This window comes from Paracidovorax cattleyae, from assembly GCF_900104515.1.
Lineage (GTDB): Bacteria > Pseudomonadota > Gammaproteobacteria > Burkholderiales > Burkholderiaceae_C > Paracidovorax > Paracidovorax cattleyae.
On record NZ_FNJL01000019.1, the window covers coordinates 35957 to 51151 of the forward strand.

The 15195-nt window shown below is 67.9% G+C and carries 13 protein-coding genes; all 13 read left to right on the top strand.

Features of this window, described 5'->3' with window-relative positions; all coding sequences use genetic code 11:
• The first annotated feature begins 14 nt into the window (after positions 1-14).
• The 13 genes from BLR05_RS15875 to BLR05_RS15935 all read left to right on the top strand — a co-directional run bounded on the left by BLR05_RS15875 (position 15) and on the right by BLR05_RS15935 (position 15145).
• Positions 15-4757 (top strand): glutamate synthase-related protein, encoded by a 4743-nt coding sequence (locus BLR05_RS15875; protein WP_092835911.1) that lies wholly within the window; start codon positions 15-17, stop codon positions 4755-4757.
• A gap of 57 nt (positions 4758-4814) precedes the next feature.
• On the top strand, positions 4815-6293 hold the full coding sequence (locus tag BLR05_RS15880; RefSeq protein ID WP_092835913.1) for a glutamate synthase subunit beta: 1479 nt from the start codon (positions 4815-4817) through the stop codon (positions 6291-6293).
• A 358-nt stretch (positions 6294-6651) separates the two neighbouring features.
• The gene (locus BLR05_RS15885; protein ID WP_092836025.1) at positions 6652-7455 is read left to right on the top strand and encodes an amino acid ABC transporter substrate-binding protein; all 804 of its coding nucleotides are present in this window, start codon (positions 6652-6654) and stop codon (positions 7453-7455) included.
• A gap of 195 nt (positions 7456-7650) precedes the next feature.
• Entirely contained in the window at positions 7651-8304 is a 654-nt protein-coding gene (locus tag BLR05_RS15890; protein ID WP_092835915.1) for an amino acid ABC transporter permease, read from the top strand.
• Entirely contained in the window at positions 8285-9091 is an 807-nt protein-coding gene (locus tag BLR05_RS15895; protein ID WP_279616022.1) for an amino acid ABC transporter ATP-binding protein, read from the top strand. The genes BLR05_RS15890 and BLR05_RS15895 overlap by 20 nt, the downstream gene beginning before the upstream one ends.
• Before the next feature lie 209 nt (positions 9092-9300).
• On the top strand, positions 9301-10125 hold the full coding sequence (locus BLR05_RS15900) for an ABC transporter ATP-binding protein (protein ID WP_092835917.1): 825 nt from the start codon (positions 9301-9303) through the stop codon (positions 10123-10125).
• The gene (mlaE, locus tag BLR05_RS15905; RefSeq protein WP_092835919.1) at positions 10122-10904 is read left to right on the top strand and encodes a lipid asymmetry maintenance ABC transporter permease subunit MlaE; all 783 of its coding nucleotides are present in this window, start codon (positions 10122-10124) and stop codon (positions 10902-10904) included. Before BLR05_RS15900 ends, mlaE begins: the two co-directional genes overlap by 4 nt.
• 39 nt (positions 10905-10943) lie before the next feature.
• Positions 10944-11435, top strand: coding sequence for an outer membrane lipid asymmetry maintenance protein MlaD (gene mlaD, locus BLR05_RS15910; RefSeq protein ID WP_011794171.1), 492 nt, complete (start codon positions 10944-10946; stop codon positions 11433-11435).
• Between the two features lie 13 nt (positions 11436-11448).
• The gene (locus BLR05_RS15915; protein WP_377777345.1) at positions 11449-12216 is read left to right on the top strand and encodes an MlaA family lipoprotein; all 768 of its coding nucleotides are present in this window, start codon (positions 11449-11451) and stop codon (positions 12214-12216) included.
• Positions 12217-12357: 141 nt separating this feature from the next.
• Positions 12358-13011, top strand: coding sequence for an MlaC/ttg2D family ABC transporter substrate-binding protein (locus BLR05_RS15920; RefSeq protein ID WP_092835923.1), 654 nt, complete (start codon positions 12358-12360; stop codon positions 13009-13011).
• A 3-nt stretch (positions 13012-13014) separates the two neighbouring features.
• Positions 13015-13323, top strand: coding sequence for an STAS domain-containing protein (locus BLR05_RS15925; protein ID WP_491896662.1), 309 nt, complete (start codon positions 13015-13017; stop codon positions 13321-13323).
• Between the two features lie 92 nt (positions 13324-13415).
• Positions 13416-14393 (top strand): ABC transporter ATP-binding protein, encoded by a 978-nt coding sequence (locus BLR05_RS15930; RefSeq protein ID WP_092835927.1) that lies wholly within the window; start codon positions 13416-13418, stop codon positions 14391-14393.
• Positions 14390-15145, top strand: a complete 756-nt coding sequence (locus BLR05_RS15935; protein ID WP_092835929.1) for an ABC transporter permease — start codon at positions 14390-14392, stop codon at positions 15143-15145. Before BLR05_RS15930 ends, BLR05_RS15935 begins: the two co-directional genes overlap by 4 nt.
• Positions 15146-15195: the final 50 nt, after the last annotated feature.

Sequence of the window (15195 nt, forward strand, 5' to 3'; positions counted from 1 at the left end):
CCGAGGAGTGCGCCATGACGACGGCCGCCGAAATCCAGCACCTGCAACAGCACGGTTTGTATGCATCCGCCAACGAGCACGACGCGTGCGGGTTGGGCTTCGTGGCCCACATCAAGGGCGAGAAGCGCCACGACATCGTCACCCAGGCGCTGAAGATCCTCGAGAACATCGACCACCGGGGTGCCGTGGGCGCCGACAAGCTCATGGGCGACGGCGCGGGCATCCTGATCCAGATCCCGGACGCGCTCTACCGCGAAGAGATGGCGCGCCAGGGTGTCACCCTGCCGCCCGCCGGCGAATACGGCGTGGGCATGATCTTTCTGCCCAAGGAGCACGCATCCCGCCTTGCCTGCGAGCAGGAGATGGAGCGCGCCATCAAGGCCGAAGGCCAGGTGCTGCTGGGCTGGCGCGACGTGCCGGTGAACGTCGACATGCCGATGTCGCCCACCGTGCGCACCAAGGAGCCCATCCTGCGCCAGGTGTTCATCGGCCGCGGCAACGACGTGATCGTGCAGGACGCGCTCGAGCGCAAGCTCTACGTGATCCGCAAGACGGCCAGTGCCGCCATCCAGAGCCTGAAGCTCAAGCACAGCAAGGAGTACTACGTTCCCAGCATGTCCAGCCGCACCGTGGTCTACAAGGGCCTGCTGCTGGCCGACCAGGTGGGCACCTACTACCTGGACCTGCAGGACCCGCGCTGCGTCTCGGCCATCGGCCTCGTGCACCAGCGCTTCTCCACCAATACCTTCCCCGAGTGGCCGCTCGCCCACCCGTACCGCTACGTGGCGCACAACGGCGAGATCAACACCGTCAAGGGCAACTACAACTGGATGCGCGCCCGCGAAGGCGTGATGGCCTCGCCCGTGCTGGGCCCGGACCTGAAGAAGCTCTACCCGATCAGCTTCGCGGACCAGTCCGACACCGCCACGTTCGACAACTGCCTCGAACTGCTGACGATGGCCGGCTATCCGATCAGCCAGGCCGTGATGATGATGATCCCCGAGCCATGGGAGCAGCACGCCACCATGGATGGCCGCCGCCGCGCCTTCTATGAATACCACGCCGCCATGATGGAGCCCTGGGACGGCCCGGCCTCCATCGTGTTCACCGACGGCCGCCAGATCGGCGCCACGCTGGACCGCAACGGCCTGCGCCCCTCGCGCTACTGCGTGACCGACGACGATATCGTGATCCTGGCCTCCGAGTCCGGCGTGCTGCCCGTGCCCGAGAACAAGATCGTGCGCAAGTGGCGCCTGCAGCCCGGCAAGATGCTCCTGATCGACCTGGAGCAGGGCCGCATGATCGACGACGACGAGCTGAAGGCCAACATCGTCAACACCAAACCCTACAAGCAGTGGATCGAGAACCTGCGCATCAAGCTCGACAGCGTGGGCAGCGACGCGCCGGTCGCGCCGCTGCCGGCCGAGCTGCCGCTGCTGGACCGCCAGCAGGCCTTCGGCTACACGCAGGAAGACATCAAGTTCCTGATGGCCCCCATGGCCAGGAACGGCGAGGAGGGCATCGGCTCGATGGGCAACGACAGCCCGCTGGCCGTGCTCTCGGGCAAGAACAAGCCGCTCTACAACTACTTCAAGCAGCTGTTCGCGCAGGTGACCAACCCGCCGATCGACCCGATCCGCGAGGCGATCGTGATGTCGCTCGTGAGCTTCATCGGGCCCAAGCCCAACCTGCTGGACATCAATCAGGTCAACCCGCCGATGCGGCTCGAAGTGGGCCAGCCGGTGCTCGACTTCGCGGGTATGGCCAAGCTGCGCGACATCGAGCAGCACACGCAGGGCAAGTTCAAGAGCGCGGTGATCGACATCACCTACCCGCTGGCCTGGGGCCGCGAGGGCGTGGAGGCCAAGCTGGCCTCGCTGTGCGCGCAGGCCGTGGACGCGATCAAGGGTGGCGCCAACATCCTCATCATCAGCGACCGCGCCGTGAGCGCGACACAGGTGGCCATTCCCGCGCTGCTGGCGCTGTCGGCCATCCACCAGCACCTGGTGCGCGAGGGCCTGCGCACCACGGCGGGCCTGGTGGTGGAAACCGGCACGGCGCGCGAGGTGCACCACTTCGCGGTGCTGGCGGGCTACGGCGCTGAGGCCGTGCACCCCTACCTGGCCATGGAGACGCTGGCCGACATGCACAAGGACATGTCCGGCGACCTGTCGCCGGAGAAGGCCATCTACAACTACGTGAAGGCGATCGGCAAGGGCTTGTCGAAGATCATGTCCAAGATGGGCGTGTCCACGTACATGAGCTACTGTGGCGCGCAGCTGTTCGAAGCCATCGGCCTGAACACCGACACCATCGCCAAGTACTTCACCGGCACGGCCAGCCGCGTGGAAGGCATCGGCGTGTTCGAGATCGCGGAGGAAGCCATCCGCATGCACAAGGCCGCGTTCGGCGACGATCCGGTGCTGGAGACCATGCTGGATGCGGGCGGCGAGTACGCCTGGCGCGCCCGTGGCGAGGAGCACATGTGGAGCCCCGACGCGATCGCCAAGCTGCAGCATTCCACGCGTGCCAACAACTGGAACACCTACAAGGAATACGCGCAGATCATCAACGACCAGAGCCGCCGCCACATGACGCTGCGCGGCCTGTTCGAGTTCAAGTTCGACCCGGCCAAGGCCATCCCCGTCGAGCAGGTCGAATCGGCCAAGGAGATCGTCAAGCGCTTCGCCACCGGCGCGATGTCGCTGGGCTCCATCTCCACCGAGGCGCACGCCACGCTGGCCGTGGCGATGAACCGCATCGGCGGCAAGAGCAACACGGGCGAGGGCGGCGAGGATGCCGCGCGCTACCGCCAGGAACTGAAGGGCATCCCCATCAAGCAGGGCGACACGCTCAAGAGCGTGATCGGCGCCGCGAACGTCGAAGTGGACCTGCCGCTGCAGGACGGCGATTCGCTGCGCTCGCGCATCAAGCAGGTGGCATCGGGCCGCTTCGGTGTCACGGCCGAATACCTGTCGTCGGCCGACCAGATCCAGATCAAGATGGCCCAGGGCGCCAAGCCCGGCGAGGGCGGCCAGCTGCCGGGCGGCAAGGTGTCCGACTACATCGGCAAGCTGCGCCACAGCGTGCCGGGCGTGGGCCTGATCTCGCCGCCGCCGCACCACGACATCTACTCGATCGAGGACCTGGCGCAGCTGATCCACGACCTGAAGAACGTGGCGCCGCACGCCGACATCTCGGTCAAGCTCGTCTCCGAAGTGGGCGTGGGCACGATCGCGGCCGGCGTGGCCAAGTGCAAGAGCGACCACGTGGTGATCGCCGGCCATGACGGCGGCACGGGCGCATCGCCCTGGTCGTCCATCAAGCACGCGGGCTCGCCCTGGGAGATCGGCCTGGCCGAGACCCAGCAGACCCTGGTGCTCAACCGCCTGCGCGGCCGCATCCGCGTGCAGGCCGACGGCCAGATGAAGACGGGCCGCGACGTCGCCATCGGCGCGCTGCTGGGTGCCGACGAGTTCGGCTTCGCCACCGCGCCGCTGGTGGTCGAGGGCTGCATCATGATGCGCAAGTGCCACCTGAACACCTGCCCGGTGGGCGTGGCCACGCAGGATTCGGTGCTGCGCCGGAAGTTCTCGGGCAAGCCCGAGCACGTGGTGAACTACTTCTTCTTCGTCGCCGAGGAAGTGCGCCAGATCATGGCGCAGCTGGGCATCGCCAGGTTCGATGACCTGATCGGCCGCACCGACCTGCTCGACATGCGCGCCGGCATCGCGCACTGGAAGGCGCGCGGCCTCGATTTCGGCCGCCTGTTCGCCCAGCCGCAGGTGCCCGCCGACGTGCCGCGCTTCCACGTGGACACGCAGGACCACAACATCGGGCACACGCTGGACCGCAAGCTCATCGAGCGCAGCCGGCCCGCCATCGAGAAGGGCGAGCGCGTGCAGTTCATCGAGGTGGCGCGCAACGTGAACCGTTCCGTGGGCGCGATGCTTTCGGGTGCGGTGACGCGCGAGCACCCGGAAGGCCTGCCCGACGACACCATCCGCATCCAGCTCGAAGGCACGGGCGGCCAGTCGTTCGGCGCGTTCCTGACGCGCGGCATCACGCTCTACCTGATCGGCGATGCCAACGACTACACCGGCAAGGGGCTCTCGGGCGGCCGCGTGATCGTGCGCCCGAGCATCGACTTCCGCGGCGACACCACGCGCAATACCATCGTGGGCAACACGGTGATGTACGGCGCCACGACCGGCGAAGCCTTCTTCGGCGGCGTGGCGGGCGAACGCTTCGCGGTGCGCCTGTCGGGCGCCTCCGCGGTGGTGGAGGGCACGGGCGACCACGGCTGCGAATACATGACGGGCGGCACGGTGGTGGTGCTCGGCAAGACGGGCCGCAACTTCGCTGCCGGCATGAGCGGCGGCGTGGCGTACGTCTATGACGAGGACGGCCTGTTCCACACGCGCTGCAACCTGTCGATGGTCACGCTGGACCGCATCCTGCCCTCCGACGAGCAGATGGCGACCACCCACGCCGGCATCTGGCACCGCGGCCAGACCGACGAGGCGCAGCTCAAGAAGATGCTGGAGGACCACAACCGCTGGACCGGCAGCAAGCGTGCACGCGAACTGCTGGACAACTGGGCGGCCTCGCGGGCGAAGTTCGTGAAGGTGTTCCCCACGGAATACAAGCGCGCGCTGTCCGAGATCCACGAACGCCGCGCGCTGCAGGAGCCGCCCACCCCGCCGGTGGCCGCCCCCGAGCAGGAGAAGGTGCGCGCCGCGGTGCCGGCCAAGTAAGGCCGGCCGCACCGACGACGCACCGCTTCGCACCCCACAACGACAGGACACGCAATCATGGGAAAGACCACCGGCTTCATGGAATACGAGCGCATCGAGGAGGGCTACAAGCCCGTCGCCGAGCGCCTGAAGCACTACAAGGAATTCGTCATCGGCCTCGACGAGGCGCAGGCCAGGCTGCAGGGCGCGCGCTGCATGGACTGCGGCACGCCGTTCTGCAACAACGGCTGCCCGGTCAACAACATCATTCCGGACTTCAACGACCTGGTCTATCAGCAGGACTGGAAGAGCGCCTGGGCCGTGCTGGATTCGACCAACAACTTCCCGGAGTTCACCGGCCGCATCTGCCCCGCACCCTGCGAAGCCGCCTGCGTGCTCAACGTCAATGACGACCCGGTGGGCATCAAATCCATCGAGCACGCCATCATCGACCGCGCCTGGTCCGAGGGCTGGGTGCAGCCGCGCCCGGCCAGGCACAAGACCGGCAAGAAGGTGGCCGTGGTGGGCTCCGGTCCCGCGGGCATGGCAGCCGCCCAGCAGCTCGCGCGCGCCGGCCACGACGTGACGCTCTTCGAGAAGAACGACCGCATCGGCGGCCTGCTGCGCTACGGCATTCCCGACTTCAAGATGGAGAAGTCGCACATCGACCGCCGCGCCGAGCAGATGAAGGCCGAGGGCGTCCAGATCCGCACCGGCGTGTTCGTCGGCGCGGCCAAGGACGGCCTGGGCAAGGGCTCCAAGGTCACCAACTGGGCCAGGGAAACCGTGACGCCCGAGCAACTGCAGGCCGAGTTCGACGCCGTGCTGCTGGCCGGCGGCGCCGAGCAGAGCCGCGACCTGCCGGTGCCCGGCCGCGAACTGGACGGCGTGCACTTCGCGATGGAGTTCCTGCCCCAGCAGAACAAGATGAACGCGGGCGACAAGCTCAAGGGCCAGCTGCGCGCCGACGGCAAGCACGTCATCGTGATCGGCGGCGGCGACACGGGCAGCGACTGCGTGGGCACGAGCAACCGCCACGGCGCCGTGAGCGTGACGCAGTTCGAACTGATGCCCCAGCCGCCCGAAGTGGAGAACCGCCCGCTCACCTGGCCCTACTGGCCCTACAAGCTGCGCACCAGCTCCAGCCACGAGGAGGGCTGCGAGCGCGAGTTCGCCATCGCCACGAAGGAATTCATCGGCGAGAAGGGCAAGGTCACCGGCCTGAAGACGGTGCGCGTGGAGTGGAAGGACGGAAAGATGGTCGAGGTGGCCGGCTCCGAGCAGACGCTCAAGGCCGACCTCGTGCTGCTGGCCATGGGCTTCGTCGCTCCGGTGTCGCCCGTGCTGGAAGCCTTCGGCGTGGAGAAGGATGCCCGCGGCAACGCCCGCGCCAGCACCGACTTCACCGGCGGCTACACGACCAGCGTGCCCAAGGTGTTCGCGGCCGGCGACATGCGCCGCGGCCAGTCGCTGGTGGTCTGGGCCATCCGCGAAGGCCGGCAGGCCGCGCGGGCGGTGGACGAATTCCTGATGGGGTACTCCGACCTGCCTCGGTGAGAGGTCAGCCGCCGGGCCGGTCTTGCCGGTCAGGCGAAAGGAAAGCGAACGGCGCCCCGGAGGCGCCGTTTTTTCTCGCCATGCGTGCCTCGCAGTGCCTTGGGTGCGCCGTTTTGGCGCGGCCGGTCCGCGATCGGGGACAATAGGCGCCGGTTCCGGGCCTGCTGTCCACCTCCGCCCGCCCCGACGCGACGCGCCTGGGTGCGGCGGCATCGCTGCGGCGCCGGGCCGCGTGCGGACCTGCTGCGCCGTGCCGCGGACCCGTTCCCTGTGCGCGGACGCCGTGCCTCGCCTGCCGTCCGTCCATCTCCTTGTTCCCTATGTCAGCGCCGGCCGAAAGCCGGCCGTGCCCATCGCCATGAAGAAAATCGCCGCCATCGCCCTGGTGTCCCTCGGTGCCCTGCTTGCTGCCTGCGGCAAGAACGACAGCGCCCAGCCGGCCGCTGCCACCCCCGCCACGCCCCCGGCCGCCGCCACGAAGATCGTGATCGGCCTGGACGACAATTTCCCGCCGATGGGCTTCCGCGACGACAAGAACCAGCTCGTGGGCTTTGACATCGACATGGCGCGCGAGGCCGCCAGGCGCATGGGCGTGGAGGTGGAGTTCAAGCCCATCGACTGGAGCGCCAAGGAGGCCGAGCTGTCGGGCAAGCGCGTGGACGCGCTCTGGAACGGCCTCACGATCACCGAAGAGCGCAGGCAGAACATCGCCTTCACCGCGCCCTACATGGAGAACCACCAGATCATCGTGGTAGCCGCCAAATCCCCGATCAGGACCAAGGCGGACCTTGCTGGCAGGATCGTCGGTGCGCAGGAGGGCAGCAGCGCCGTGGATGCGGTCAAGAAGGATGACGCCGTCTTCAAGTCGTTCAAGGAATTCAAGACCTTCGGCGACAACGTGACCGCACTCATGGACCTCTCCACCGGGCGCCTGGAGGCCGTTGTCGTGGACGAGGTGGTGGGCCGCTACTACGTCGCCAAGAAGCCGAAGGACTACGCCGTGCTGGACGAGCATTTCGGCACCGAGGAATACGGCGTGGGCGTGCGCAAGGACGACACCGCACTGCAGGGCCGCCTCGACAAGGCGCTGGCCGACATGAAGCAGGACGGCGCCGCGGCCACGATCGCCACGCAGTGGTTCGGGAAGAACATCATTAAATAACCTCGGCGCATCCCCCTGAGCGGCTTCGCCGCTTCCCCCTTCTCTCGCATCGCTGCGCGGTGCGGGAAGGGGGACGCAGCCGGCGCGGCGGGGCGGCCCTTGCGCGGCTGCTGCTGACCTGGGGCCGTGCCGAGTGCATGCGCCTTGGGCGGTATTTGGCGCTGTTGTTCAGCCATGGATTCTTTTAGCTCGTAGATGGATTACGTTCTTTCACTTCTGGGGCCGCTGGCGCAGGGCGCGACGGTCACGCTGAAGCTCTTCGCGATCACGCTGGTGCTGGCGGTGCCGCTGGGGCTGGCGCTCGCGCTGGCGCGGGTGTCGCGCTGGAGGCTGCTGTCGGGGCTGGTCAACGGCTACATCTGGCTGATGCGCGGCACGCCGCTGATGCTGCAGATGCTGTTCATCTACTTCGCGCTGCCGTTCGTGCCGGTGGTTGGCGTGCGGCTGCCGGATTTCCCCGCGGCGGTGGTGGCGTTCGCGTTGAACTATGCGGCGTATTTCGCCGAGATCTTCCGCGCCGGCATCCAGTCGATCGACCGCGGCCAATATGAGGCCGCCAAGGTGCTGGGCATGACCTACGGGCAGACCATGCGCCGCATCGTGCTGCCGCAGATGGTGCGCCGCATCCTGCCGCCCATGAGCAACGAGACCATCACGCTGGTCAAGGACACCTCGCTCATCTACGTGCTGGCCTTGAACGACCTGCTGCGCGCCGCGCGCGGCATCGTGCAGCGCGACTTCACGACCACGCCCTTCCTCGTGGCCGCCGCCTTCTATCTCGTGATGACCCTGGTGCTGACCTGGGGCTTCCAGCGCCTGGAGCGACGCTATGCCCGCCATGACGCCTGACCATTCCGCTGCTGCCACCGGTGCCGCCGTGCCCATGATCGCGGCGCGCGGCCTGCACAAGGCCTTCGGCGGCCTGCCCGTGCTGCGGGATGTGTCGCTGACGCTCGGCCGTGGCGAGACCGTGGCCGTGATTGGCCCCTCGGGCTCGGGCAAGAGCACCTTCCTGCGCTGCCTGAACCACCTGGAGACCATCGACAGGGGACACATCGCCATCGAAGGCGACACGCTCGCGACCACCGATGCCGGCGGCCATTGCCGCTACGTGCCCGATGCCGAGGTGCGCCGCATCGGCCGACGCATGGGGATGGTGTTCCAGTCGTTCAACCTGTTCCCGCACCTCACCGTGCTGGAGAACGTCATCGAGGCGCCCATGGTGGTCAAGGGCGTGGCCCGGCAGGCCGCCGTGCCGCCCGCGCAGGCGCTGCTCGCCAAGGTGGGGCTGCTGGAGAAGCAGGACAGCTACCCCGGCCGGCTCTCGGGCGGGCAGAAGCAGCGCGTGGCGATCGCCCGCGCCCTGGCCATGGAGCCCGACATCCTGCTCTTCGACGAGCCCACCTCGGCACTCGATCCGGAGCTGACCGGCGAGGTGCTGCGCACCATGCGGGCCCTGGCCCGGGAGCGGATGACCATGCTGGTGGTCACGCACGAGATGGGCTTCGCGCGCGAGGTGGCCCACCGCGTGGTCTTCATGGACCAGGGGGAAATCATCGAGTCCGCGCCATCGGCGGAGTTCTTTGCGAATCCGCGACATGCGCGAACCCAGGCATTCCTTCGCAGCATGCTGTGAGAAGGCCTTCCGCGGGCGAGAGAATACCTGTTTGCCGGGCTTCTACGGCTTGCCGGGCCTGTTCGGGGTGCTATTGAAAATATAGTGCTCGGCGGTCAGGCATTCCAGCAAACATGCATGCATGTATGTTTGCGTTACCATCGCTCGCATCGCCAATGGCCGCAGCCGCGACAATCACGTTCCCAACCGATATTTCCAGCACCCTCCGCATGTCCGAAACCCCCCTGGTCGAACTGCGCAACGTCACGTTCTCGTATGGCGAGCGCCCGATCCTGCGCGATGTCTCGCTGCGCATCCCGCGCGGCAAGGTGACTGCGCTCATGGGTGCCTCCGGCGGGGGCAAGACCACGGTGCTGCGCCTCATCGGCGGGCAGCACCTCGCGCAGCAGGGCGAGGTGCTGGTGAACGGCCAGGACGTCGCACGCATGGATGCGCAGCAGCTCTACGCCGCACGGCGCCGCATGGGCATGCTGTTCCAGTTCGGGGCGCTGTTCACCGACATGAGCGTGTTCGAGAACGTGGCCTTCCCGCTGCGCGAGCACACCGACCTGTCCGAGGCGCTGGTGCGCGACATCGTGCTCATGAAACTGCAGGCGGTGGGCCTGCGCGGCGCGCGCGACCTGATGCCCAGCCAGATCTCGGGCGGCATGGCGCGGCGCGTGGCCCTCGCCCGGGCCATCGCGCTCGACCCGGAGCTGATCCTCTACGACGAGCCCTTCGCCGGGCTCGATCCCATCTCGCTCGGCACGGCCGCGCAGCTGATCCGGCAACTCAACGAATCCATGGGCCTGACCACGCTGGTCGTGTCCCACGACGTGGAGGAAACCTTCCGGGTGGCGGACCACGTGGTCATCCTCGGGCCGGGCGTGGTCGCCGCGCAGGGCTCGCCCGACGAGGTGCGCGCCAGCACCGATCCACTGGTGCACCAGTTCGTGCATGCGCTGCCCACCGGGCCGGTGCCGTTCCATTACCCCGGCCCTTCGGCGGCCGACGATTTCGGGCCGCTGGGCGGCCCGGGCGGAGGCGCGCGATGAGCTGGTGGAAACCTTCCGACGTCGGCTTCGCCACGCGAAGCCTGCTGGCGGACATGGGCCGCGCGGCGCGGCTGTTCGTGCGCCTGGCCGGTTTGCTCGGACCGACGCTGCAGCGCTTCGGGCTGGTGCGCGACCAACTGCACTTCCTGGGCAACTATTCGCTGTCCATCATTTCCGTGTCGGGCCTGTTCGTGGGCTTCGTGCTGGGCCTGCAGGGCTACTACACGCTGCAGCGCTACGGCTCCGCGCAGGCACTGGGCCTGCTCGTGGCACTGTCGCTGGTGCGCGAGCTCGGGCCCGTCGTCTCGGCGTTGCTGTTCGCGGGCCGCGCGGGCACCTCGCTCACGGCGGAGATCGGCCTGATGCGCGCGGGCGAGCAGCTATCGGCCATGGAAATGATGGCCGTGGACCCGGTGCGCCGCATCCTGGCCCCGCGTTTCTGGGCCGGCGTGATCGCCATGCCGCTGCTGGCGGCGGTGTTCAGCGCGGTGGGCGTGATCGGCGGATGGATCGTCGGCGTGGTCATGCTCGGCGTGGATGGTGGCGCCTTCTGGGGCCAGATGCAGGGCGGGGTGGACGTGTGGGCGGACGTGGGCAACGGCGTCCTCAAGAGCTTCGTCTTCGGCGTCACGGTCACCTTCATCGCGCTGCTGCAGGGCTACATCGCCAAGCCCACGCCCGAGGGCGTGTCCCGCGCCACCACCCGCACCGTGGTGATGGCCTCGCTCACGGTGCTGGGGCTGGATTTCCTGCTCACGGCCTGGATGTTCAGCATCTGACGCGGCAGCGCCCAAGAACCCTTCAGAGAGAAAAACACCATGCAGCATTCCAAGAACGACGTCTGGGTCGGCCTCTTCGTCCTCCTCGGCGGTGCGGCCCTGCTCTTCCTCGCCCTGCAGTCGGCCAACCTGCTGCGCGTGCAGTGGCAGTCCGGCTACCACGTCACCGCGCTCTTCGACAACATCGGCGGGCTCAAGCCCCAGTCCGCGGTGCGCAGCGCCGGCGTGGTGGTGGGCCGGGTGAATTCCATCACCTTCGACGACAAGACCTTCCAGGCCCAGGTGACGCTGGAGATGGACAAGCGCTACGCCTTCCCCAAGGACAGCTCGCTCAAGATCCTCACCAGCGGCCTGCTGGGCGATCAGTACATCGGCATCCAGGCGGGTGCCGACGAAAAGAACCTCGCCGAGGGCGACCGCATCACGTCCACGCAGTCCGCCGTGGTGCTGGAAAACCTCATCGGCCAGTTCCTCTACGGCAAGGCCGAAGAGGGCGGCGGCGGGGCCTCCGCGGGCGGCTCCAAGAAATGACGACAACAAAATGATGACCACCAAGTTCCAAGCTCTCCGGGCACCTTCCCTGCGCAGCGGTGCCTGCGCGCTGGCCGTGGCCTGCCTGCTGGCCGGCTGCGCCACCGGGCCCGACGCCAATCCGCGCGATCCGTTCGAGCCCTACAACCGCGGCATGACCCGGTTCAACGACAAGGTGGACGACGTGCTGCTGCGGCCCGTCGCCACCGCCTATACCGAGGTCACACCGCGCCTGGTGCGCACCGGCGTGAGCAACTTCTTCGCCAACCTCGGCGACCTGTGGTCCTTCGTGAACAATGCGCTGCAGCTGCGCGGCGAGGGTGCGCTCAACAGCATCGCGCGCTTCAGCGCGAACACCGTGTTCGGCATCGGCGGCCTGTTCGACGTCGCCACCGAGATGCGCATCGAGCGCTCGAAGCAGGATTTCGGCCTCACGCTCGGCCGCTGGGGCGTGCCCACGGGGCCGTACCTCGTGCTGCCCTTCCTGGGCCCGTCCACCGTGCGCGACACGGTGGCCCTGCCGGTGGATGCCAAGGGCAACCTCATCACCTATGTCGATCCCGTGTCGGACCGCAACGCCCTCTATGCCCTGAGTGCGGTAAACACGCGGGCCAACCTGCTGCGCGCGAGCTCGGTGCTGGACAGCGCCGCGCTCGACAAGTACAGCTTCACGCGCGACGCCTACCTGCAGGTGCGCAGCCAGGCGGTGCAGACGGACCGGCGCAGCGAGGAACGCTACGACCAGGATGCCGGCAAGCTGCCCGAAGAGCCCAGGCCCTGAGGCCGCGGCAGGGCCCGGGACGGCGTTGCAGTTGCTTGCATCCGTGCACCGGGCAGACGCATGAGGGGCTCCACCCCCGCACACAATCGAACATGACATGGAGCGCCCCGCCGGGGACGCGCCTTCAGAAAGGAAACCGATATGACGATGAGCCGACGTACCCTGGGCCAAGCCGCCCTCTGCACCGCCGCCGTGCTGTGGCTGGGCATGCCGGTGGCGGCCCTTGCCGCCGACGAAACGCCTGACGAGCTGGTCAAGCGCCTGTCCACCGACGTGCTCAACACGGTGCGCAGCGACAAGAGCATCAAGTCGGGCGACATCAACAAGATCACCGCGCTGGTGGACAAGGTCATCCTGCCGCACGTGAACTTCCGCCGCATGACGGCCGCCGCGGTGGGCCCGGCCTGGCGCCAGGCCACGCCGCAGCAGCAGGCGCGCCTGCAGGAAGAATTCAAGTCGCTGCTTGTGCGCACCTACTCGGGCGCCCTCAGCCAGGTCAACGACCTGTCGATCCAGGTCAAGCCCCTGCGCGCCGGCGCCGACGACAAGGACGTGCTCGTGCGTTCCGAGATCCTGGGCCGCGGCGACCCGATCCAGCTCGACTACCGCCTGGAGAAGACGCCCGGCGACGGCGACTGGAAGATCTACAACCTGAACGTGATGGGCGTGTGGCTGGTCGAGACCTACCGCACGCAGTTCGCCCAGGAGATCAACGCCAAGGGCATCGATGGCCTCATCGAATCGCTGGCCGCACGCAACAAGGCCAACGCCGCCGGCTCCGGCAAGGCAGGCTGACGCATCCCCGGGGCGTCCGCCATGCTGGTCCTACCCACCGAGCTGACGCACCGGCAGGCCGAGGCCTGCCTGCGCATGCTGCTGCAGGGGCTCAAGGCGCACCGCGACGCAATCCTCGTCGTGGACGCCGCGCCCCTCGCCACCTTCGACTCCTCGGCCCTGGCGGTCCTGCTCGAGTGCCGCCGCGCCGCGCTGCTGGAGAACCGGCGCTTCGAAGTGAAAGACCTGCCTGCGGGCCTGGCCAAGCTGGCCGGGCTGTACGGGGTGGGGGAGTTGCTGGCGTCCCCCGAGGCCGTCGCCGACGCTTCCTGAGTTCCTGGCCGCACCGCTCCGGAGGCGGCCTGTGCCCTGCAAGACCATGCGCGGGTACCCGCGCATGCGAAACCTTAGAATGTGCGGCTCCCATGCCCGCAGTCTCCTTCCAGTCCGTCTCCAAGACCTACGACACGCCCAAAGGGCCCTTCCAGGCGCTCGACGGCGTGAGCCTCGACATCGAGGAGGGCGAGTTCTTCGGCCTGCTCGGGCCCAACGGCGCGGGAAAGACCACGCTCATCAGCATCCTCGCAGGACTGGCCCGTGCCTCCGGCGGGCGCGTGCTGGTGCAGGGCAGCGACGTGCTCGCCGACTATGCCGATGCGCGCCGCAAGCTCGGCATCGTGCCGCAGGAGCTCGTCTTCGATCCGTTCTTCAACGTGCGCGAGGCGCTGCGCATCCAGTCGGGCTATTTCGGCGTGAAGAACAACGACGCCTGGATCGACGAGCTGCTCGAGAGCCTGGGCCTGGCCGACAAGGCGTCCGCCAACATGCGCCAGCTCTCGGGCGGCATGAAGCGCCGCGTGCTCGTCGCGCAGGCGCTGGTGCACAAGCCACCCATCATCGTGCTGGACGAGCCCACGGCCGGGGTCGATGTGGAACTGCGCCAGACCCTCTGGCACTTCGTCGCGCGGCTCAACAAGGCGGGCCATACGGTGCTGCTCACCACCCACTACCTGGAAGAGGCCGAGGCGCTCTGCAACCGGATCGCGATGCTCAAGCGCGGCCGGATGGTGGCGCTCTCGACCACGTCCGAGCTGCTGCAGGCCGCCTCCACGAACGTGCTGCGATTCAAGACCGACGACGCGCTGCCGCCCGCGCTGGCCGCGGCCGCGCGCGTCACCGGCCGCGTGGTGCAATTGCCCTCGCAGGATGCGGCGGACATCGAGCGCATCCTCTCCGGGCTGCGTGCCGCGGGCGTCGGCGTGCACGACGTCGAGATCCGCAAGGCGGACCTGGAGGACGTGTTCCTCAGCCTCATGGCCGAAGGGCGCTATCCCGATCCCGCGCGCGAACCCGCGCCGGCGGACGAACCCGCGGAAACCCCCGAAGGCGGGGTGCGGCTATGACCGGCTGGCAGACCCTGTTCTACAAGGAGGTGCTGCGTTTCTGGAAGGTGAGCTTCCAGACCATCGCCGCCCCCGTGCTCACGGCCGTGCTCTACCTGCTGATCTTCGGCCATGTGCTGGAAGACCACGTGAAGGTCTATGACCGCCTGAGCTACACCGCATTCCTGGTGCCGGGCCTGGTGATGATGAGCGTGCTGCAGAACGCGTTCGCGAACAGCTCGTCGAGCCTCATCCAGAGCAAGATCATGGGCAACCTGGTGTTCGTGCTGCTCACGCCGCTGTCGCACTGGGCCTGGTTCTTCGCCTACGTGGGCTCTTCGGTGGTGCGCGGCCTGGCCGTGGGACTGGGCGTGTTCATCGCCACGCTCGGCTTTGCGCAGCCGGAATTCGCCGCGCCGCTGTGGATCGCGGCGTTCGCGCTCCTGGGGGCCGCGCTGCTCGCCACGCTGGGCCTGATCGCCGGGCTCTGGGCCGACAAGTTCGACCAGATGGCGGCGTTCCAGAACTTCATCATCGTGCCGATGACCTTTCTCTCGGGCGTGTTCTATTCCATCCAGTCGCTGCCGCCTTTCTGGCAGACGGTGAGCCACCTGAATCCGTTCTTCTACATGATCGACGGATTCCGCTACGGCTTCTTCGGGCAGAGCGACGCGTCGCCCTGGCTGAGCCTGGCCATCGTGGGCAGCGCCTGGCTGGCCGTGAGCGCGCTGGCCGTGCACCTGCTGCGCACCGGCTACAAGATCAGGAACTGATGACCACCCTCCCGGGCGCGCGCAGGCGAAGCGCCGCACGTGCGGCCGGG